The sequence below is a fragment of the Kitasatospora sp. NPDC093558 genome (genome assembly GCF_040683475.1).
In the GTDB taxonomy this organism is placed as follows: domain Bacteria; phylum Actinomycetota; class Actinomycetes; order Streptomycetales; family Streptomycetaceae; genus Kitasatospora.
In genome coordinates this window covers 1-20,988 of sequence record NZ_JBFBDY010000078.1, presented here as the reverse complement: position 1 = coordinate 20,988, position 20,988 = coordinate 1, and the positions used below count along the sequence as shown (strand labels likewise).

Genomic DNA, 20,988 nt, shown 5'->3' with positions numbered 1-20,988 from the left:
CCCGGAGCGGACCGCTTACCCGGCCCTCCCGCCCAGCCTGCGCCTCCGCCGCCCGGGTGACAATCCGGCCAGGGGGCGCGAATCGGGCGCATCCCCCCGCCGAGCGGCCGGCCGCACACCCCCCGACCGGCGGGTGGCAAGCAACGGACCGGCAACGGACCGAAGCCGACAAAGGAACCGGCAGGCACCGGCACAGCACACGCGCAGCACAGGCGCCGGCTCGGGGCCCCGCCCTAGACTGGCCCCATGCCCCGGCTCAACGACCAGGTGCGGGAGCTGCTCCAGGAGTACGCCGACCTGATCAACATCACCGGCGGGGACGCGTTCCGGGCCCGCGCCTACGAGAAGGCCGCGCGCGCGGTGGGCGGTCACCCCGAGGACATCGCCGACCTGGACGCCAAGGGCCTCCAGCAGATCCCCGGCGTCGGCAAGTCCACCGCTGAGAAGGTCGCCGAGTACCTGTCGACCGGCAGGATCGGCGCGCTGGAGCAGCTGCGCGCCGAAATCCCGTCCGGCGTACGGGAGATGATGGCCGTGCCGAGCGTCGGGCCGAAGCGCGCCCTCTCCCTCTACCGCGACCTCGGGATCGCGTCCGTCGACGAACTCGCCGAAGCGATCCGCGGCGACAGGCTCGGCGGCGTGGCCGGCTTCGGCGAGCGCAGCGGCGAAAAGATCCTGCACGGCATCGAGTTGATGCGGCAGTCCGGCGGGCGCACCCTGCTGGACGCCGCGACCGAGCTCGCCGAGCAAGTCGTCGCCGCGATCTCCGCGGTGCCCGGCTGCACCCGGTGCGCGTACGCGGGTTCGCTGCGCCGGATGCGCGAGACGGTCGGCGACGTCGACGTCCTCGCGACCGCCACCGACTCCGCGCCGCTGATGGCCGCGCTCACCGAACTCCCGTACGTGGCCGAGGTGATAGCGAGCGGTCCCACCAAGACCTCGGTGCTCACCACCGAGGGCGTGCAGGTGGACCTGCGGGTGGTGCCGGAGGAGGACTGGGGTGCGGCGCTCGTGTACTTCACCGGCTCGAAGGCGCACAACATCAAGTTGCGCACGATGGCCGTCCGGGCCGGGCTGAAGCTCTCCGAGTACGGCCTCTTCGAGGTCGGCGGCGAGGCCGACGGCAAAACGAAGGGCAAGGGCAGGACGGCCGACGGCACCAAGGTCGTCTCGGCGACCGAGGACGAGGTATACGCGGCGCTCGGCCTGCCCTGGATCGCGCCGCCGCTGCGCGAGGACCGGGGCGAGATCGAGGCGGCGCTGCGCGGCGAACTCCCGGACCTGGTCCAGGAGTCGGACCTGCGCGGCGACCTCCACTCGCACACCGACCTGACCGACGGGCTGGCCACACTGGAGGAGATGATCGACACCGCGGCCGCCCGCGGCTACTCCTACTACGCCGTCACCGACCACGCGCCCGATCTCGTCATGCAGCGGATGACCGACGAGAAGATGCTCGCCCAGCGCGAGCAGCTGCGCCAACTGGCCGACCGTCACAAGAAGTTGCGCCTCCTGCACGGCACCGAGCTGAACATCGGCCCGGACGGCGGCGTCGACTGGCCGCCCGAGTTCCTGGCCGGCTTCGACGTGTGCGTGGCCTCCGTGCACTCGCACTTCGGCCTCGACCGCGCCGCCCAGACCCGCCGCCTGATCCGCGCCTGCGAGAACCCGTACGTGCACGTCATCGGCCACCTCACCACCCGCAGGATCGGGCGGCGCGGACCGATCGACGTCGACCTGGACGCGGTGTTCGAGGCCGCCGCGCGCACCGGGACGGCGATCGAGATCAACAGTTCACCGCAGCGCCTCGACCTGCGCGACGAGGACATCCTGCGCGCGAAGAAGCACGGCGTCCTGTTCAGCATCGACAGCGACGCGCACGCGACGCCGCACCTGGCCTACCCGCGGTTCGGCGTCGGGACGGCGCAGCGCGCGTGGCTCACCGCCGAGGACGTCGTCAACACCTGGACGTGGCAACGCCTCAAGCACTTCCTCCGCAAGGACGCGCTCAAGTAGTCGACGCGGGCGGCCCCGCCGCACCGGGACCGCCCACCGGACGTCACCGCTCGCCGAACGAGGCCCCCGGCGAGGCCAGCACGCGCGCCGCGCTGCGGTGTCCGAGCCCGGCGGCCAGGTGCAGGTCGCCCGTGTCCAGGAACCCGGCGAGGAACCCCGCCGCGAACGCGTCCCCCGCGCCGGTCAGGTCGCGCACGTCGGCCACCGGCGGCACCGGAACCGTCAGCAGCGGCTCGCCCGGCACGTCGACGGTGGTCGCCTCGGCGCCCGCCTTGGTGACGACCGTGGTGGCGGCGAGCCGGGCCCGCTCCGGCCCGATCGCGCCGTCGACCAGCAGCCCGAGGTAGGCGGATTCGGAGCGGTTGGCGAACACGAAGGTCGGCGCCAACTCCGCCAGCAGGCCCAGGAAGCGCTCCCGTCCGTACTGTTCCAGCATGCCCGTCGAGGAGGCGTCCACCGAGGTCGTGCCGCCCGCCCGCCGCACCCGGGCGAGCGCGTCGACGGCGGTGCGGCCGACCGGCTCGCCGTCGAAGGAGTAGGCGGGCACGTGCAGGTGGGCCAGTCCGGCCAGCCACGCGTCCGGCACGCGGTCCAGCAGCGTGGCGGCGCCCCGGTCGGGCAGCATGGTGCGCTCGCCGTCGCGGTCGATGAGCACCACGATGCTGCCGGTCCGGCCGCGTCGCTCGACGCGCACGTCCACGCCGTGGCCGGCCAGTTCGGCGACGACGCCGTCGCCGATCGGGTCGTCGCCGACGCAGCCGATGAAGCGGGCCGGGACCTGCCCCGCCGCGAAGCACGCGACGTTGGCGGCGCTGCCGCCGCGCCGGCGGAACACCTGCGCGGCGGAGTCGGTGCCGTGGCGCAGCGGCCCGTCGACCCACACGACGATGTCCTCGACGAGGTCGCCGAGCACCCCGAGCACGGCCTAGGCCTTTCGCGCGGCAGTCGCCGCCGAAGCGCTGAGCGCGGTCGCGATCTCGCCGCCGAGGCGGACGTTGCCGCGGTAGACCTCGACGTTGACCTCCAGGCTGCGGCCCTGCGTGTCGCGCTGGATGAAGTCGAGCAGGAACGGCGTGGAGGCGTTGCCGCTGACGCCCTGGCGGTCGGCCTCGGCCCAGGCGCGGGCGAGGATGCCGTCGAGTTCCTCCGGCGGGAGCTGCTTGGCGGGGTCGACCGGGTTGGCGATCAGGACGGCCTGCGGGAGGCCGAGGCCGTCGCGGGCGTCGATGACGCGGGCGGCCTCCTCGGGCGAGTCGACCCGGAAGGCGATCTCGTGGCCGGAGTCGGTGACGTAGAAGCCGGGGTACTTGGTGGTGCGGTAGCCGATGACCGGGATGTTGAAGGTCTCGAAGCGCTCCAGGGTGGCCCGGATGTCGAGGATCGACTTCACACCGGCGCTGACGACGGTGACCGGGGTGGCGGCCAGCGTGGTCATGTCGGCCGATTCGTCGAAGGTCTCGGACGCCCCGAAGTGCACGCCGCCGAGGCCCCCGGTGGAGAACACCCGGACGCCGGCGCGGTGGGCGAGGAAGGCGGTGGCGGCGACGGTGGTGCCGCCGTGCCGGCCGAGCGCGGCGACCACCGGGAGGTCGCGCAGGCTGACCTTGTCGATGCCGTCGGTGGCGGACAGTTCGGCGATCTGCTCGGTGCTCAGGCCCACCGTCGGCACGCCCGCGTACACGCCGATGGTCGCCGGGACGACGCCCGCCTCCCGCAGCCGCTCCTCGGCCTCCAGCGCCACGGCCAGGTTGCGGGGGCGCGGCAGGCCGTGGGTGAAGATGGTCGATTCGAGGGCGACGACGGGCGTGCCCTCGGCGACCGCCCGGGCGACCTCGTCGGAGACGCGGATGGCCTCGGGGCTGGGAGTGGCCTCGGGGGCGGGCGTGGTGAGTCCGGTCATGGTGGACGCTCTCTGTGACATGCCACTGCGGCGGGGCAAGGTGATGATCAGCGTACGGACGGCTCGGATCGGGATCCAGAATGAGTACTGCCCTTTCCCATAGGCTTTGAACTATGGGTTTCACCTTGCGTCAGCTCGAGGTCTTCCTCGCCGTCGCCGACACGCTGCACTTCGGCCGCGCCGCCGAGCGGCTGCACATCTCGCAGCCGACGGTCAGCCAGGAGGTGGCCAGGCTGGAGCGGACGGTCGGCGTCGAGCTGTTCGACCGCAGCCGCCGGTCGGTCAGCCTGACCGAGGCCGGCGAGGTGATGGCCGCCGAGAGCGCCCGGCTGCTCGAACAGGCCGGGACGCTGCTGAACCGGGTGCGGCTGCACGAGGAGTCCCGGCTGGGCACGGCCAGGATCGTCGCCTCGCCGAGCGTGGTGAACCGGCTTCTGCCGGCCGTGATCAGCCGGGCCGAGCAGGAGCTGCCCGCGCTCGTGGCGGCCGAACTCGCCGTCGACACCGGGCAGGTGTCCACCACCCTCGCCGCCGAACTCGCCGACATCGGCCTCGGCCGCTTCCTCGACGAGGTGCCCGGCTACCGGCTGGAGCGCATCGCCGACGAGCCGGTGCGGGTGGCGCTCGGCCACCAGCACCCGCTCGCGGGCCGCGACAGCGTCCGGCTCGCCGAACTGCGCGACCTGCCATTGCTGTTGTGGCCGCGCGAGCAGCACCCGCGCTACTACGACCACGTCCTCGGCCTGTGCGCCGACCACGGCGTCGACCCGCCCGTGCTGGTCAGCCCGCCGCGCATCGTCGGCTCCCGGCTCTACCTGCTCGCCCGCAACCGCGCGTTCTCGCTCGTGCCCGGCTCGATGACCGGCCACCTCACCGGCGACGTCGCCACCGTCCGCCTGGAGGGCCGGGCCACCCTGCCGCTGGAGATGCAGTGGCGCCTCGACGACCGCCGGCCCCGGCTCGCGACGCTGCGCGACCTGATCCGGCAGGAGGCGGCGGCGCTGGAGGCGGACTGACGTGTGCGGCACCGGGCGGATGCGCCGACCGACGACCACCTCGGACGGCCAACGACCACCGTGCCCGACCGACGACCACCTCGGCCGGCCGACGAACACCTCGCCCGACCGACGACCACCTTGACGGTCACATGCCACCGCCGGAAGGATGCCGGACCGTCCCACCGGTCCGCAGCACCACCCGGACCGTCCCACCGGTCCGCGGGCACCACTCCGTGGGCCGCCCGACCCGAGACCCGAGGACATCCCTTGGCCGTCCGCCCCCTGCTCCGCCGCGCCGCCCGCTTACTCGGCGCCGCCGTCCTGACCCTCACCGCGGCCGTCACCGCCGCCGGCCCCGCGCACGCCGACTTCGGCTCCGGCTACCACGACCCGTACACCGCCGAGAAGCCGCTCACCCGGCCCGACACCCACTCGTGCACCGTCGAGGTCATGCACGAGCGCGAGTTCCGCAACGGCTACGGCAACCCGCCGGACACGCCGTACGACGCCACGCTCACCCCGCCCGCCGACTGCGCCGGGCCCTGGTCCGCGGTCGTACTGGACCTCCACGGCCAGGTCGCCGGGCGGCAGTTCGACCGGATCTTCAGCGTGCGGATCGGCGGCGTCCAGGTGCTGCTGTCGTCCACCCCGGAGCCGTCCAAGGACGGGATCCGGTGGAACGTCGAGCACGACGTGACCCGCTACACGCCGCTGTTCACGGGCGGCCCGCAGCCGTTCTCCTTCGACCTCGCCAACGTCACGGACGCCACCTACACCGGCGTCTACAAGGTCTCGGCGAGCCTCACCTTCTACACCACCTCCGACCGGTGGCCGGCCCCGCACACGGCGGACCGGCTGCTCACCACCGGCCCGTTCTCGCTCACCCAGGCCGCCACCGCCACCGCCCGGGACCTCACCTTCCCGCAGAACCTCGAACGCCTCACCGCCGAGGTCTACACCCGCGGCGGCGGCGCCTGCGAGGAGTTCGCCTACGCCTCCGCGCCCGACGCCTTCGTCAGCGCCAACCCGGGCCTCGGCGCGTGCGGCAAGGGCCCCTTCCGCGAACTGCGGCTCACCGTGGACGGCCGGGTCGCCGGCGCCGTCTGGCCCTACCCGGTGATCTACACCGGCGGCTGGGACCCGCTGCTGTGGCGGCCCGTCCCGAGCATCTTCGCCTTCGGCCTGCCCGCCTACCGCCTCGACCTCACCCCGTACGTCGGCCTGCTCCTCGACGGCCGCCCGCACAGCGTCGGGATCGCCGTCAACGCCGCCGAGGCGCAGAGCAACGACGTCTGGACCGGCCAGGTCAACCTCTTCGCCGACACCGACCACGGCACCGACCGCACCGCCGGGCAGCTCACCGAGTACCGCGTCGCCCCCGAGGCCGCCGTCACCACCGCGCTCACCGACCACGGCGGCGGCAGCGGCGACTGGACGGTCACCGCCGGACGGCACGACCTCACGCGCGGCTGGGTGCAGACCTCGCACGGGCGCGTCACCACCGAGGTCCGCGACGACCTCACCTTCCGCTCCGCCCAGCAACTGCGCGACGGCGGCAACGACGTGACCCTGCACAACGGCACCGACCTCACCCGCTCCACCGCCACCTGGGGCGGCGGCCCGCACCGCACCACCACCGTCCACGAGTCCGAACCGCTCGACGTCACCTACCGCGTCACCCACGACACGGCCGGCAACACCGACCAGGTGACCTCGATGGACCTCGGCTACCACCGTGTGACCACCGGCGCCACCGGCGGCCACGTCACCTCGGTCGCCACCGTCGACCACACGCTGCGCCCGACCGCCCACCGCCACGACGGCGACCGCACCGTCCGCACCGGCGGCAGCACCGAGGACTACCGCAGCACCGGCCCGGACGGGCCGTACCGGCGCACGATCACCACGGTGGACGGCTGGCCCGTGTCGTAGCGGTCACCGGCTGCGAAAATCGTCCGAATTCGGGCGGAAAAACCCTGGTGCACGGCGCCGGGGAGGCGCATGATGAGAAATGGACCTGCGAGGTAGACGAGGAAGTTCGACCGCAGGAGGCAGTGGCGACAGATCGAGACGGATCAGGGTCTGCCGCTGTTAACTACCTCGGTCGACGATCGAACTACCACGGCCGGAGGACACGACGTCCGGAGGCCCCTCCGCCTCGCAGGTTCCGCGCGTCCACGGAGCAGCCCCTCGGCTCCGTGGACCGCTCTTTCTCTTTCACTCACGCATGTCGGCTTCAGGTCTGCCGGCCGGGCACCGCGTAGCCCATCTCCCAGGCGTGCACCGCGATGCCCACCCGGTTCCGCACCCCGAGCTTCCGCTGGATGCCGGCGACGTGCGTCTTGACCGTCCCGGCCGAGATGAACAGCTCCGCGGCGATGTCCGCGTTCGTCCGCCCCGCCGCGACCTGCCCGGCGATCTCCACCTCGCGCTCGGTCAGCGGCGCCACGGGAGCCACCGGTGCTGCGAGGGCTACCGGTGCTACGCGCGCTACCGGTGCTACGGGTGCCGCGCTCGCGCCACCCCGGCGCGGCGCCGTCACGTGCTTGAGCAGCCGCACCGTGACCGCCGGACTGATCAGACTCTCGCCCCCGGCCGCCGCCCGCACCGCCTCGGCGAGCAGCGCCGGCCCCGAGCGCTTCAGCAGGAACCCGGACGCGCCGAACTGCAGTGCCGGGTAGACGTATTCGTCGAGGTCGAAGGTGGTCAGCACCACGACCTGCACGGAACCGGCGAGCCGCCGGGTCACCTCCAGGCCGTCCATGCGCGGCATCCGGATGTCCACCAGCGCCACGTCCGGCCGTAGCTGCGCGGCCAGTTCGACGGCCGCGACCCCGTCCGCCGCCTCTCCCACGACCTCGATGTCCGGCTGCGCCTCCAGGATCCGCCGCACCCCGCGCCGGACCGCCTCCTGATCGTCGGCGATCAGCGTCCGGATGACCCGCTCCCCCGGAGCCCCGTTCGTACTCGTCACACCGGGCGGTCTCCCACGGCGGACCTCCCGCCCGGACGGGCCGGTGCGTTCACGCCGGTGCGTTCACGCCGGAGTGCTCACGTCGGAGTGTTCACGTCCGAAACCCGGCGCGGTTCACCTGCGCACCGTCAGGCTGGCGGGCATGAACGCATCCAGTGGACGTCCCCCCGTCAGCAGGCGCGGTCTCCTGGCCGGTGCCACCGGCCTCGGGCTCGGCGGCGCCGTGTCCCTCTCCGGCGTCGCGGCGACGCCGGCCGCCGCCTCCCCACTGCTGTGGGAGCGGCCGGACCGCTCCGGCGCGCCGCGCGTCGCCGGCCTGCACCTCCAGTTCGGTTCGGACGCCTCGGGCGAGGTGGTGGTGTCCTGGCACACCACCACGTCCGTCTCCAACCCCCGGGTGATGTACGGCACTTCGCACGGCGGCTTCGGCCGCAGCGAGGACGCGTCGACCACCACCTACCGCGACGCGCAGTCCGGCACCGAGGTTCAGGTGCACCACGCCCGGCTCAGCGGCCTGCGCCCCGACACGGACTACGTCTACGCGGCCGTGCACGACGGCGCCACCCCGGAGCTCGGCACCGTCCGCACGGCGCCGCGCGGCCGGGCCGCCTTCACCTTCACCAGCTTCGGCGACCAGGGCACCCCCACCCTCGGCAAGAAGACCGCGAACGGCTGGGCCAACGACAACCTCGGCAGCCTCGCCGCCGGCGACACCACCGCCGGGGTCGAGCGCGTCGCACCGCTGTTCCACCTGGTCAACGGCGACCTCTGCTACGCCAACCTGGCCACCGACCGCGTCCGCACGTGGTCCGACTGGTTCGAGAACAACTCCCGGTCCGCCCGCCACCGCCCCTGGATGCCGGCGGCCGGCAACCACGAGAACGAGAAGGGCAACGGCCCGATCGGCTACGGCGCCTACCAGGCCTACTTCGATCTGCCGTCCTCCGGTGCCGACGACGAACTGCGCGGCCTCTGGTACGCGTTCACGGCGGGCGCGGTGCGCGTCATCAGCCTCAACAACGACGACGTCGCCTACCAGGACGCCGGCAACTCCTACGTCCACGGCTACTCCGGCGGCGCCCAACAGCGCTGGCTGGAGCGGGAGCTGGCCGCCGCCAACGCCGACCCGGAGATCGACTGGATCGTGGTCTGCATGCACCAGGTGGTGATCTCCACCGCCGACAAGTTCAACGGCGCCGACCTCGGCATCCGCGAGTCCTGGGTGCCGCTGTTCGACCGGTACGGCGTCGACCTCGTCGTCTGCGGGCACGAGCACCACTACGAGCGCTCGCACCCGATCCGCGGGCAGCAGCCCACCGACACCCGGACCCCGATCCCGGTCGCGACGGACACCGCGACGATCGACACGACCCAGGGCACCGTCCACATGGTCATCGGGGGCGGCGGCACCTCGGCCCCCTCCAACCACCTGTTCTTCAGCCCGGCCAAGGCCCGCGTCATCACCGGCGTCGGCGCGGTCGACCCGGCCACCGGCAAGCGCCCGCCGGTGTACGTGATCGAGGACGCGCCGTGGTCCGCGTTCCGCGACGCCGACAACCCGTACGGCTTCGCCGCGTTCGAGGTCGACCAGGGCGAGCGCGGCGGCGACACCAGCATCAACGTCACCTACTACTCCGTCAGCGGCCCGTACGGCGACCTCGTCCCCGTCGACCGCTTCACCCTCACCCGCCCGCGCGGCGCCCGCGGCGGTGGCCGGGAGCTCTGACGGACGCCGCGGGCGGCCGGCGGCGAACAGCTGACAAATAACAGATAACAGATGACAACTTTCAACATCTGTTATCTGTCAGCTGTCATCTGTTCGCCGTCCCGCGTCCGCCCCCGCACCGCCCCGGCAGCGCGCACACGACGAGCCATCCGCCCGCGCCGTGCGGCCCGGCCGTCAGCGTCCCCCCGTGGGCGGCGGCCCGGGCCGAGAGGCCGGCCAGCCCGGTGCCGCCCGCGCCGGGGCCTCGGCGCAGCAACCTGCGGCCCCGCCGCGCAGCGCCGCCCCCGCCATCGTTCGTCACCGCGATCTCGACCCCCGTCCCCGTCCCTGCCCCCGCCCCCGCAGTCACCCGAACCACCACCGACCCCGCACCCGCCGCATGCCGCCGCACGTTCGTCAGCGCCTCCAGCACGACGGCGTACGCGGTGGCCCCCGCCTCGCCCGACAGCAGGGCGCCCGCGTCCGGCGGCAGCTGAACGACGGCGCGCGTACCGCCCGACCCGCCGAAGCGCTCGACCAGTTCGGGCAGGTCCGCCAGCCCGTACCGACGCGCCTCCCGGACGGCCTCATCCGACTGCGGGTCGCGCAGCGCGCCGACCATCTCGTCCATGGAGTCCAGCGCCCGCAACCCTGCTTCCTCCAGGCGCCGCAGCAGTGCAGCCGTCTCCTCCCCTTCCTGCGGCCCGAGTTGGCCCGCCTGCGCCTCCAGGACGATGCCGGTGATCTCGTGGGCGACGAAGTCGTGCAGCCCGCGGGCGACTTCGAGCCGCTGCTCACGGCGGGCGCCGGCGACGGCACGTTCCCGCCGGGCGTCCAGGACGCGCAGGTAGAGGGCGGCCCCGGCCACACCAAGGGCGGGCAGCAGCGCCAGCACGAACGCGATCAGCGAGCCTGGCCAACTGCCGTGCGGCATACGCAAGGTGAAGCGCAGCGGCACGACCGCAGCCGCCAGCCCGACGACCGCGCCGACCACCCCGACCCACCGTCCTGGCACCCGCCGGACGACCCGGAACAGCACCCCGAGCAGCGCGAGCCACTCGAACGGCAGCCAGAACGCGGGCAGCCGGTACGGCCCGGAGTAACCCGGCGTCGAACAGCAGCGACAGCCCGGCCGCCGCCCCCGCGCCGGCAGCGAGTGCGATCCGCCCAACAGGCCACGGCAGCAAGGCGATTACCGCCACCGCCGCAGCCACCAGGGCCACGAGCAGCGCCGCCCCGCGCTCACCCGGGTGCGCCAGCACGACGGGTAACAACAGCACCAGCCCTGTCAGCGAAACGGCCACACGACGGAACCGGCCGACGCCGGACGGGAGATCGGTACGCACACACCCGAGCCTACGGGCAGCTCTCCAGGGGGAGCCGCCCTCGTCCTCCCGGTGGAGCCAAGTCCCCTCTCCAGCGGGAGGTTCGGCAGCTCCGCCGAGAGCAGAGTGGTTCCCGACACATCCGGTAGAGCCACCACCACCCCTCATAGGAGGACGGGCCATGAACCGCCGCCTCGCCACCGCCGCTGCCACCCTCTCGCTCTTCGCCGCGACAATCACCGCCGCCGCGCCCGCGAGCGCCGACACCCACCGACCCTCCGATCCGTTCGGACCGGTCAGCGTCCACGGCGCCGCCGGGACCGTCCTGACCAGCACCGTCTTCGGCGAGTTCGAGGGCGACGCCGTCCGGATCGAGCTGGACGCCCGCTCCGACGTCAACACCGACCCCCGTACCACCCACGGGCACTTCCACGTCACCCACATCCACACCGACGGCCGGCTGGTCGCCGACTTCTCGGGCGACATCACGTGCCTCGGCGTGGGCGGCCAGGAGGCGATCGCGACCGGCGTGATCACGAGCGGCGAGGCGCCGTGGTTCCCGAAGCTGACACCGGTGGGGACGAAGGTGGCGGTCACCGTGCAGGCGAACGGGCGGCACGCGGGCCGGGTCGGCTGGGTCTGGGGAGTGTTCGGCCCGTCGATCTCCGACTGCCAGAGCACGGTAGCGTTCCTCCCCACCACCAGCGGCGGCTACACCGTACGGGGCTGAGCCCACCGGGCCGCCCGACCGACACCGGAGGCCCGCCCGATGACCGCCCGCAGCACCGCGCCCAACCCCGCACCCAACCCCAAACTCACCCCCGCACCCAACAAGCCCTCCGACCAGGGCGCGGGGCTCACCGACCGCACAGGGGAAGGCCGGTGAACCCCGCGCCCGCCGCCGACCTCCGCCGGCTCGCCGCCGTGGGCCCGTACTTCGCCCTCGACACGGCCGCCTCAGCCGACGACGACACCCCGCCCCCGGGCTACCGGCCACTGCACGAGCTGTACGAGCTGTACGGGGACGGGCGGGTCAGGCCGGACGGGCCGCTGGCAGCGCGGGTGCACGTCGTCGCGCAGCGGCTCGGCACCGCCGAACTGCGGGTCGCCGCGTCGATCCTGCACCTGGGCCTGGCCGCACGCTTCTGGTCCGTGGGAGTGGGAGCAGCCGTGCTGCTCGGGGCGGTGCCGTCGCTGGAAGGGGCGTGGATGCGCATCCCCGACCAGGGTCCGATCGACCTGTGGACGCCACGGTGGACGCCACAGGGTTCGGCCACGCCCTCCCCCGCCACCACCACACTCGCCGAGCAGCTCCACGACGCCGTCATCGTCGGCCAGTTGGAGCCCCTCGCCGAGGCCGTCCGGTCCGTCGCCCCGCTCTCCGCCCGCCTGCTGCTCGGTAACTCCGCGTCCGCCCTCGCCGGCACGCTGCGCGTCCTGGACGGTCACGCGCCGGACGCCGCCCGCACGTTGGTCGCCGAACTGCTGGACCGACCGCCCCTCGCCGGGACGGGCACACTCCGGACCGGCCCGCACGGCACGGCGTTCCGGCGCCGGAGCTGCTGCCTGTACTACCGCGTGGGCCCGGGCGCCGGCGTGTGCGGCGACTGCTGCTTCACCCGCCCGCCGTCCTCCAGGAGGCCCCGAACGGACGGTCCGTGAGCCGTCGGCGGGCGCACGCCCAGCTCCGGCGTCGGGCCGAAAGCGTCGGCGAGGCTGGTCAGGATGGACCCGGACCAGTCGCTCTCCCCGAACACGCCGGCCGGCATGGCGAGCACGCCGTACTCGCGCTGGAGCGTCTCCGCCGGGATACCGACCGGGAAGAAGTAGTTGCCGGGACTGGTCCGGCTCGCCATGGGAATCGCCTCGACCACCTCGACCGGCAACCGGTCGAACAACCGCTGGGCCCGTACCGCCAGTTCGTCGACGACCTGCTGGGGCACGTCACCGTGCTCGGTGAGCAGACGGTCGGCGAGGAGCAGCTGAGCCGGCGTCGGCGGATCCGCCCGGAACGCCTGCGCCAATTCCGCTTGCCCCGATTCCGCTTGCACCGATTCCGCTGGCTCCGGCCCGAGCAAGACCACGCCGAACGTGCGCGGCCACAGCCATCCCTTGGTGACCGAGTGCAGCAGGACCGCACGACCGGTGTCCAGCAACCGCCGTGTGCCGGCCGCGAACGGGGCTCCCAGGTCGTAGACGCTGTCGATCAGCAGGCGGCGGTGTGGTGATCCCCGCAACCACGAGATCACCGCGGCGCACTCGGCATCGGACAGGTACCGGCCGAGCGGCTTGCTGGGGTTGGCGAGCAGCAGGTATTCGGGCCTGTCATCCGCCGGTACCCCCGACACAACCGCCGCCCCCGGCAGAACCGGCGCCGGCAGCGTCGGGTAGGACGCGGGCTCCAGGCCCGCAGCGCGGGCGAGCTCGAAGTACACCGGGTACACGTCGCTGGGCAACCACAACCGCGCTCGCACGGCGTGCAGCCAGTGGAACACCACACCGAGCCCGTGCCGCACCCCTCGGGAGACCATGGCCCGGCGAGACCACTCCTCCGGCAGCTCGTACCGTCGCAGCCAGGCACGGGCGAGATCGCACCGGTGCACCGTACGCGGCTCCGCCGGCGGTTTCGGTCGCAGTGGCGCGAGCGCCCGGTACACATTGGTCTCGGCCGCGTCCAGGAGCGACGGGGTGCCACCGAGTTGCCGCTGCCGGAATTCCTGGAACTCGTCGAACCTCATGCCGGTGCACCTTCCGGCACGATCTCGCTGGCCCGGTCCTCCAGGGAGACGTAGCAGCGTCCGTCGGCCAGGACGTTCCAGCTGCGGGCGATTCCGCTCGTACGTTCCCAGAGCAGGCTGGGCTCGGTGTAGGCGGCGATCCGCATCGGCCGGCCGTTCCAGGTGCCGTGGTAGACCGGTGCGCCCCAGGGCAGGCGGCTCGCCAGTGCGAAGCCGTGCTGCTCGGCGAACCCGGTGACGACGGACAGCGAAACCTGGTGCTGCCGGCTCCAGACGTTGGCGGCGCGGTCGAAGTAGAGCGACTCGGTGCTGGTGGAGACGTAGAGCTCCTTGAAGCAGACCTCCTCGACACCGAGGTCCGCGGCCCACGAGAGGTAGTCGGCGACGCCGGTCGCGTCGGCCACGCCGCCGTGCTGGAGCACGCAGATCAGCCTCATCCGCAGCCCCGGCCAGCGGTCCCGTTCCGTGCGCCAGGTGTCGGCCACCGCGCTCACCGGCGTGCGCAGCATCATCAGCCGCTCGCTGGCGGCGTCGTCCTGATGGTGCCGGGAGACCGCCAGCACGCTCAGGCCCGCGGCGCTCAGGGCCTCCAGTCGGCCGGCCCGGTCGGCGTGCCCGCCCTTCGCCAGGGTGTGCGCGTTGGTGATCAGGACGACCTTCGGGAAGGCCTCGGAGCAGGCGGACACGAGCCGCAGCTGCTGGTCGAACGGCAGGAGGGTGGGCTCCCCGCCGCCGGTGATCACGGCACGTTCGGCACCCGCCGCCCGGGCGCGCTCGAGCCAGTGGGCGACCGTGTCCCACGGGACCCGTGCCGGCGTCTGGTCGCTGGAGATCGAGGCCGCGGAGAAGCAGAACGAACAGCGGGCCTGGCAGGCCGAGGCGACCGGCAGGACCGAAACCGAGCGCGGTCGCAGGTCGGCGTAGCGACGCCCTGCCGATCCGTCCAGGCCGAGGGAGGCGGCCATCGCGTCCTCGACGGTCGTCGGCCGCAGCGTGAACTCGTCGCCTTCCTGGTCGAGTTCGTGGACGGCCGACAACCGGATGCGGTTCTCGTGCAGTTCCATGCCGAGGCCGGTCGACACGTTGGGCCGCAACTCGCGGGGGTCCACCGCGGTTTCCAGCACCAGCAGCCGGTCGCCGGGGATGGCCAGCCGGTCCAGCAGGCGGCGCGCCTTGCCGATGCCGATGCCCAACTCCGCACGGGTCAGCAGGTGGAACCGGTCGGGAAAGGTGCTCTCCGGAATGCCCGCCTTGCCGTAAGCGAACGCGTACTTGTCAAAGCCCTTAGCGAAGTTGGACAGCACGATGACGTGGAAGCGCTGTTCGCTACTTTTCATCCCGTCATCATGCACGACCGGAAGACCCGCGTCCGCAGGCGGTCAGACCCCGACCGCCTCCTCCATCTCCTCCTCCGCAGCCTCGGCCTCCGCCGCTGCCGTCTCCGCCGTCTGCGCCGTCTGCGCCTCAAGCAGCGCCCCTGCGACCGACCGGCGCCCGCGCCGCTCGTACACCGCCGCGGCCACCATGGCCGCTCCGCCGAGCAGGAGCCACGCCACGAGGGTCAGGACGTGCCCGCCGAGGCCGGCCCCGCCGTCGAAGTAGAGGATGCTGCGCGCACCCTCCATGAAGCCGGCGCCGGTCCAGAAGCCGTGCAGGGTGCCGAAGAAGCCGTTCTGCAGCTCGGGGCGGTAGATGCCGCCGGAGGTCGTGAAGTTGAGCATCACGAAGAGGACCATCATCGTCAGCGTGGTCCACCTCTTCAGGAAGGTGTGCAGACCGATCCCGATGAAGACCACACCGGCCGAGTAGAGCCAGCCGAGCGCCCAGACCGCCGCCACGTCGTGGTCGACCACGTGGAAGACCGGGCCCGCGGTGACGATTCCGATCACGCTCACCACGAGCGAGACGGCGAGACCGACGAGCGCCCGGATCCGCAGGCGCAGCGCGGCGCCCGCCGCGCCGATCGCGGCGACGCTCGCGTACGAGCCGATGCTCAGCGCGACCAGGAGGAAGAACAGGCCCTGGCCGGTCGGGTCGCCCTTCGCGGGCGTCGTGAGGTCGGTGACGTGCAGCGGCACGCCCTGCTTGTCGGTGACGGTGGTGAACACCGCCGTGGCGGCGACGACCGAGGTGTCCGAGTTGCCCTTGGCGACGATCAGCTCGGGGCTGCGGGCGTCCGGCACGAACGCGCCGACCAGGTCGCGGTCCTTGAGCTGCTGCTCGGCGGCGGCGCGGTCGGGCAGCGTGCGGACGTCGAGGGCGTCCCCGGCCTTGGCCCGGATCGCCTGCGCGAGGCCCTGTGCCTGCGGGGTGGTGCCGACGACGGCGACCTTGAGGTGGTGCGGTTCGGGCTGGTGGAAGGCGCCCTGGTAGGCGAGCGCCATGCCGAGGCACATCAGCAGCGGGGTGATCAGGTGGACGGCGAGGTGCTTGAGCGAGTGCCCCAGGGTGGGCGCTGCGGCGGGGTTCCGGGGTGTGCTGCTCATGGCGTTCGTACCGTCCTCCGGTGTTGCGGTGACCTGCGCTACATGGGTGGCAAATACAACCAATTAAAGGTGGTAAATGCAACCATCAATCGATGGATGTAGCTTACAACCATCCCGCACCGATCGGAAGTGGACCCTCCTCGCCCCTACCACCCCGGCTCACACCAGCTCGAACACCCCGTACCCGAACCCGTCCGCCCGCAGTTCCCCGTCCACGACCCGCACACCCTGCGCGTCCAACGCCCGAACGTCCACCGACCGGACGTCCAGCGCCCGCACGGCCGCCGCCAGCGGCACCGTCCCCGGCTCCCGCCGCGGGTTGACGGCCACCAGGTACCGCCCCGACCGCGTGTACACCAGCGGGTACCCGGCGCTCAGCACCTCCACCCCACCCGACGCACCCAGCACCGGGTGCGCCCGCCGCAGCGCGATCAGGCGCCGGACAGTGTGCAGCAGCGAGGTCGGGTCGGCGCGCTGGGTCAGGACGTCCGGCCGGTGCGGGTCGGGGTCGACGGGCAGGTAGAGGCGCTCGGGCGCGGCGGCGGAGAAGCCGGCGGTCGGGCCGGGCGCCCACTGCATCGGGGTGCGCGAACCGGCCCGGTTGTAGCGCGGGCCGAGCACACTGCCCTCGGTGTCGGGCAGGCCCGGCACGTACCGCATGCCGATCTCGTCGCCGTAGTAGATCGCCGGCAGGGTGGGCCAGGTGAGCAGGAACGCGAAGGCGGCGGGCAGTTCGGCGGCGGAGCGCGGTCCGGCGGCGAGGCGGGAGAAGTCGTGGTTGGCGGTGGGCAGCACGATGTGGCCGCTGTCCTCGGTGAGTTCGGCGGCGGAGCGCCACGCGTCGAGGAACACCTGCGGCGTGCCGCGGCCCTCGGCCTCGAAGTAGCACGCGTCCTGGTGCCAGAACTCCTCGACCGTACCGCCGTTGTTGTTCCACAGGGAGCGCAGCGGGAGGCCGCGGTCCACGCCGCCGAAGTGGAGGAAGAAGTCGGCGTGGAAGCCGGCCGAGAGGGCGGCGGCCGGGTCGCCCCACTCGGCGAGCAGGGCGGCCCGCGGGTGGGTGCGGTCGAGCCAGTCGCGCAGCCCGGTCCAGAGCTTCGCGGTCTCGGTCTTGTCCGGGTCGTCCTTGACGAGCGAGTAGGCCATGTCGACGCGGAAGCCGGAGACGCCGAGGCCGAGCCAGTGGGACATGATGTCGCGCAGCGCCGCGCGGTTGGCCCGCGGTCCGTCCGCGTCCACCGGCTGGCGCCAGGGCTCGTCGGAACTCGGGCGCGCGTAGCCGAAGTTGAGGGCGGGCTGACAGTCGAAGAAATTCGGCCGGTAGAAGCCGGACCGGCTGCCGGGCGAGGCGACGAAGCCGTCCACCTGGCGGTCGGACCAGATGTAGCGGTGGTCGGCCGGGTCCTCGGCGGCGGCCAGGAACCAGGGGTGGCGGTCGGAGGTGTGGCCGGCGACGAGGTCGAACAGGATCCGGATGCCCTTGCGGCGGGCGGCCTCGACCAGGGCGGCCAGGTCCTCGGTGGACCCGTAGCGCGGGGCGGGGGCGAGGTAGTCGGTGATGTCGTAGCCGGCGTCGCGGAACGGCGAGGCGAAGCAGGGGTTGAGCCAGACCGTGTCGACACCGAGCCAGGACAGGTGGTCCAGGTGCTCGGCGATGCCGCCGAAGTCGCCGATGCCGTCGCCGTCGGAGTCGGCGAAGGTCTGCGGGTAGATCTGGTAGAGGACGGCGTCGGCCAGCCAGTCGGGGCCGGGGCGGGTCGAGGTCATGGGCTGGGTCCTCCTGCCGGGTCCGGGGGCCGGATCCCCCGATTCTCGCGCAATCCCGCCCACCCCGACAGTGCACCGCCGGGCACCGCCGACGGCCCCCGCCCAGCGCGGCCCCCGACCGCCGTCCCCTCAGCGCCCGCACGCCTCCGTGAACGCCCGGGCCCGGCGCGTGATCTCCGCCCATTCCCCCGCCGCGACGGCGTCCGGCGGCACCACGTCCGTGCCCGCGCAGACCGCGAGCGCGCCGTGGGCGAGGAACGCGGCGGCGTTGCCCGCGTTGACCCCGCCGGAGGCGACCAGCGGGACGTCCGGGTACGGGCCGCGCAGGTCCTTGAAGTAGCCGGGGCCGAACGCCTTCGCCGGGAAGATCTTGACGGCCGCCGCGCCCAGGTCGACGGCGTGCGCGACCTCGGTCGGGGTGAGCGCGCCGAGCACCACCGGCACCCCGGCGGCGTGCGCGGCGGCGGCCACCTCGGGCCGACAGCCGGGGGTGACGAGGAACGACGCCCCGGCCGCGACCCCGCGCTCGGCCTGCTCGGCGGTCAGCACCGACCCGACGCCGACCCGCCACCCGGCCGCCGAAGCGGCCGAAGCATCGGCCAGACACACCGTCACATCCGGTGTGGTGTACGTGAATTCGATCCAGGTGATGCCGCCCTCGGCGAGCGCGGCGCACAGCGCGGCGGCGTCCGGGATCCACGGAGCGCGAACCACGGCGACGACCCGGTCGTCCCGAAGGGCCGCGAAGGAGGTCGCGGGGGAAGTCACAGCGGAAGTCACTGGGGAATTCACTGGGGAGGTCACAGGGCTCGGGTTCCTCGGTCGGTGCGGCGCAGGGCGCGCCCGGGCCTGGCGCCCGTGGTGCGACCCTGCCGGACGACGGCGGCGCCGTTGACGCAGACGTGCTCGATGCCCTCGGCGGGCATCCGGGGCCGTTCGAAGGTGGCGGCGTCGCGGACCCGTTCGGGGTCGAAGAGCACCAGGTCCGCGTGGTACCCGGGGGCGATCCGGCCGCGCCGGTGCAGCCCGAGCCGGGCGGCGGGCCGCCCGGTCATCCGGGCCACCGTCTCCTCCAGTGTGAGCACGCCCAACTCCCGGCTGTAGTGGCCGAGATAGCGCGGGAACGTGCCCCAGGCCCGGGGGTGCGGACGGCCGCCGACGAGCAGCCCGTCGCTGCCCACGGTGTGCGCGGGGTGGCGCATGATCGCCCGGACGTTCTCCTCGTGGCCGACGTGCTGGAGGACCGTGGTGCCCAACTCGTCGCGCCGCAGCAGGTCGAGGAAGACGTCCGCGCCGCCGCATCCCCGCTCGACGGCGAGTTCGGCGACCGTCCGGCCGATCGCGCCCGCCAGTCCGGCCGTACGGACGCCCGAGACCTGGATCGTCGCCCAGTCCGCGACCACGCCGTGGCAGCCGTCGCTGCCCGTCTCCTCCACCGCGTGCCGGATCCGCTCGCACGCCGCCGGGTCGGCGAGCCGGGCGAGCGTCGCGGCCGGGCCGCCCTCGGTGGCCCAACTCGGCAGCAGGGCAGCCAGGGTGGTGGATCCCGGCAGGTACGGATAGCTGTCCAGGGTGAGGTCCACGCCGTCGGCGAGCGCCGCGTCGACGAGGTCCAGCAGCTCGCCGGCCCGGCCCGCGTTGACGCCGAAGTTCATCGTCGCGTGGGTCAGGTGCAGCCCGCAGCCGCTCCGCCGCGAGATCTCCACCATCTCGGCGTACCCCTCCAACGCCCCGGCACCGTAGGAGCGTTGGTGCGGCGCGTGGAAGCCGCCGTAGGCCGCGACGACCGTGCACAGGTCGACCAGCTCGGCGGTGTCCGCGTACATCCCGGGCGTGTAGCTCAGGCCGCTGGACATGCCGACCGCGCCGGCCAGCAGTCCGCGCGCCAACTCCTGGCGCATCCGGTCGAGTTCGGACGGTGTCGGACGGCGGTCGGACCAGCCCATGGCGAGCGCGCGCAGCGAGCCGTGCGGGACGAGGTAGCAGGCGTTGACGGCGACGCCGGTGCGGTCGAGGCGGTCCAGGTAGCCGCCGACGTCGCGCCAGTCCCAGTCCAGGTCCGCCGGATCGCCGTTCCAGCCCGCGAGTTGGCGGCGCAGCGCGGGCAGGGTGCGGTCGTCCACCGGGGCGTAGGAGAGTCCGTCCTGACCGAGGACCTCGCAGGTGACGCCCTGGGTGACCTTGGCCGGGTGCTCGGGTTCGAGCAGCAGGGCGAGGTCGGAGTGGGCGTGCATGTCGATGAAGCCGGGGGCGAGGACGAGGCCGTCGGCGTCCACGGTGCGCCCGCCGGCCGGCCCGGCCCCGATGTCGGTGATCAGACCGCCGGCGATCCGGACGTCCGCCCGGTAGCGCTCGGCGCCGGTGCCGTCGACGACGGTCGCGCCCCGGAAGACGACCGCCGCGCCGGGATCCCCGCCCTCGCCCCGGCTCATCAGAAGAACGTCCTGACCAGCCCGGTGACCTTGGGTTCGGCCGCGTCCGCGGAGTCCAGCACGGGGATCGCGGTCCACTTGTCGAAGGCGGTGCAGGGGTGCGAGACGCCGAGGCGCAGCACCGCGCCGACGGGCGCGAGGTCGCCGGCGTCCCGGAGGAAGGCATGCTGGTCGTTGAGCGCGGTGATCCGCGCCGACGTGCCGGTCAACTCGGCGCCGCCCCGTACGAGTTGCGGCTCCGGCAGGCCCTCGTCGAAGGGCAGGTCGCGCTTTCCGGCGTCCAGCAGGGCGAGTTGGGGTTCGGGCCGGGAGACGACGCGTGCCCAGCCGTGCAGCGCACCGCGGAACGGTGTGTCCCCGGCGCCCCGGACGAGCGGCGAGATGCCGCGGTAGAAGCCGTCGTCATGCGCGAGGTAGGCGCCTGAACGCAGCAGAGTGAAGGCGTCCGGCAGCGCGGCCAACTCCTCGACCACCAGGTCGAAGTAGGCACTGCCGCCGGCCGAGACGATCGGCGGCGCGTCGTCGGGATAGGCGCGGGCGAGCCGCCCGTGCAGGTCGGCGAGCGCCCGCAGGTAGCCGCGGACGGTGGCGAGCTTCTCCGCCGTCGCGTCGTGCGCGAGCGCGCCCTCGTACCCGCCGACGCCGGC

General features: G+C 73.2%; 16 protein-coding genes and 1 pseudogene. 6 read left to right on the top strand and 11 right to left on the bottom strand.

The features are described 5' to 3' along the window. The first annotated feature begins 246 nt into the window (after positions 1 to 246). Positions 247 to 2,016: a DNA polymerase/3'-5' exonuclease PolX gene (gene polX / locus AB0O00_RS11310; RefSeq protein ID WP_363650490.1), complete on the top strand. Its 1,770-nt coding sequence runs from the start codon at positions 247 to 249 to the stop codon at positions 2,014 to 2,016. Between the two features lie 43 nt (positions 2,017 to 2,059). Here the strand turns inward: polX and AB0O00_RS11305 are convergent, their stop codons facing one another. Together AB0O00_RS11305 and AB0O00_RS11300 are read right to left on the bottom strand one after the other, a co-directional pair. Continuing rightward, positions 2,060 to 2,938: a PfkB family carbohydrate kinase gene (locus tag AB0O00_RS11305; protein WP_363650488.1), complete on the bottom strand. Its 879-nt coding sequence runs from the start codon at positions 2,936 to 2,938 to the stop codon at positions 2,060 to 2,062. Positions 2,939 to 2,941: 3 nt separating this feature from the next. Further along, complete coding sequence (locus tag AB0O00_RS11300) at positions 2,942 to 3,916, bottom strand: pseudouridine-5'-phosphate glycosidase (RefSeq protein ID WP_363650486.1); 975 nt, start codon at positions 3,914 to 3,916, stop codon at positions 2,942 to 2,944. 125 nt (positions 3,917 to 4,041) lie between these two features. Here AB0O00_RS11300 and AB0O00_RS11295 point away from each other — a divergent pair, with 125 nt between their 5' ends. After that, entirely contained in the window at positions 4,042 to 4,932 is an 891-nt protein-coding gene (locus AB0O00_RS11295) for a LysR family transcriptional regulator (RefSeq protein ID WP_363650484.1), read from the top strand. Positions 4,933 to 5,181: 249 nt separating this feature from the next. Next, positions 5,182 to 6,846 carry a peptide-N4-asparagine amidase gene (locus tag AB0O00_RS11290; RefSeq protein WP_363650483.1) on the top strand — a complete coding sequence of 555 codons (1,665 nt, stop codon included), beginning with the start codon at positions 5,182 to 5,184 and terminating at the stop codon, positions 6,844 to 6,846. A gap of 304 nt (positions 6,847 to 7,150) precedes the next feature. On the opposite strand, the gene AB0O00_RS11285 is transcribed toward AB0O00_RS11290, so the two are convergent. Continuing rightward, a complete protein-coding gene (locus AB0O00_RS11285) occupies positions 7,151 to 7,888 on the bottom strand; it encodes a response regulator transcription factor (protein WP_363650482.1) in 738 nt (245 codons plus the stop codon). Positions 7,889 to 8,030: 142 nt separating this feature from the next. On the opposite strand from AB0O00_RS11285, the gene AB0O00_RS11280 reads away from it, so the two are divergent. Continuing rightward, a complete protein-coding gene (locus AB0O00_RS11280) occupies positions 8,031 to 9,614 on the top strand; it encodes a metallophosphoesterase family protein (RefSeq protein ID WP_363650480.1) in 1,584 nt (527 codons plus the stop codon). 85 nt (positions 9,615 to 9,699) lie between these two features. Here the strand turns inward: AB0O00_RS11280 and AB0O00_RS11275 are convergent, their stop codons facing one another. After that, positions 9,700 to 10,764, bottom strand: a complete 1,065-nt coding sequence (locus AB0O00_RS11275; protein WP_363650478.1) for a histidine kinase — start codon at positions 10,762 to 10,764, stop codon at positions 9,700 to 9,702. A 335-nt stretch (positions 10,765 to 11,099) separates the two neighbouring features. Here AB0O00_RS11275 and AB0O00_RS11270 point away from each other — a divergent pair, with 335 nt between their 5' ends. Then, positions 11,100 to 11,648 (top strand): hypothetical protein, encoded by a 549-nt coding sequence (locus AB0O00_RS11270; RefSeq protein WP_363650476.1) that lies wholly within the window; start codon positions 11,100 to 11,102, stop codon positions 11,646 to 11,648. Between the two features lie 152 nt (positions 11,649 to 11,800). Then, positions 11,801 to 12,580, top strand: a complete 780-nt coding sequence (locus AB0O00_RS11265; RefSeq protein ID WP_363650474.1) for a (2Fe-2S)-binding protein — start codon at positions 11,801 to 11,803, stop codon at positions 12,578 to 12,580. On the opposite strand, the gene AB0O00_RS11260 is transcribed toward AB0O00_RS11265, so the two are convergent. The 7 genes and pseudogenes from AB0O00_RS11260 to AB0O00_RS11230 form a co-directional block, all read right to left on the bottom strand. Further along, entirely contained in the window at positions 12,490 to 13,656 is a 1,167-nt protein-coding gene (locus AB0O00_RS11260; protein WP_363650472.1) for an aminotransferase class I/II-fold pyridoxal phosphate-dependent enzyme, read from the bottom strand. The genes AB0O00_RS11265 and AB0O00_RS11260 overlap by 91 nt on opposite strands. Next, positions 13,653 to 14,993, bottom strand: a complete 1,341-nt coding sequence (locus tag AB0O00_RS11255; protein ID WP_363650470.1) for a radical SAM protein — start codon at positions 14,991 to 14,993, stop codon at positions 13,653 to 13,655. The genes AB0O00_RS11260 and AB0O00_RS11255 overlap by 4 nt, the downstream gene beginning before the upstream one ends. A gap of 42 nt (positions 14,994 to 15,035) precedes the next feature. After that, positions 15,036 to 16,142 (bottom strand): hypothetical protein, encoded by a 1,107-nt coding sequence (locus AB0O00_RS11250; protein WP_363650468.1) that lies wholly within the window; start codon positions 16,140 to 16,142, stop codon positions 15,036 to 15,038. A 159-nt stretch (positions 16,143 to 16,301) separates the two neighbouring features. Next, entirely contained in the window at positions 16,302 to 17,909 is a 1,608-nt protein-coding gene (locus AB0O00_RS11245) for an alpha-amylase family glycosyl hydrolase (protein WP_363650466.1), read from the bottom strand. 129 nt (positions 17,910 to 18,038) lie between these two features. After that, entirely contained in the window at positions 18,039 to 18,677 is a 639-nt protein-coding gene (locus tag AB0O00_RS11240) for a bifunctional 4-hydroxy-2-oxoglutarate aldolase/2-dehydro-3-deoxy-phosphogluconate aldolase (protein WP_363650464.1), read from the bottom strand. A 32-nt stretch (positions 18,678 to 18,709) separates the two neighbouring features. Beyond that, positions 18,710 to 20,341, bottom strand: a complete 1,632-nt coding sequence (locus tag AB0O00_RS11235; protein ID WP_363650462.1) for a D-aminoacylase — start codon at positions 20,339 to 20,341, stop codon at positions 18,710 to 18,712. Next, positions 20,341 to 20,988, bottom strand: a pseudogene (locus AB0O00_RS11230) (amino acid deaminase); the annotation flags it as partial. The gene AB0O00_RS11235 and the pseudogene AB0O00_RS11230, both read right to left, overlap by 1 nt.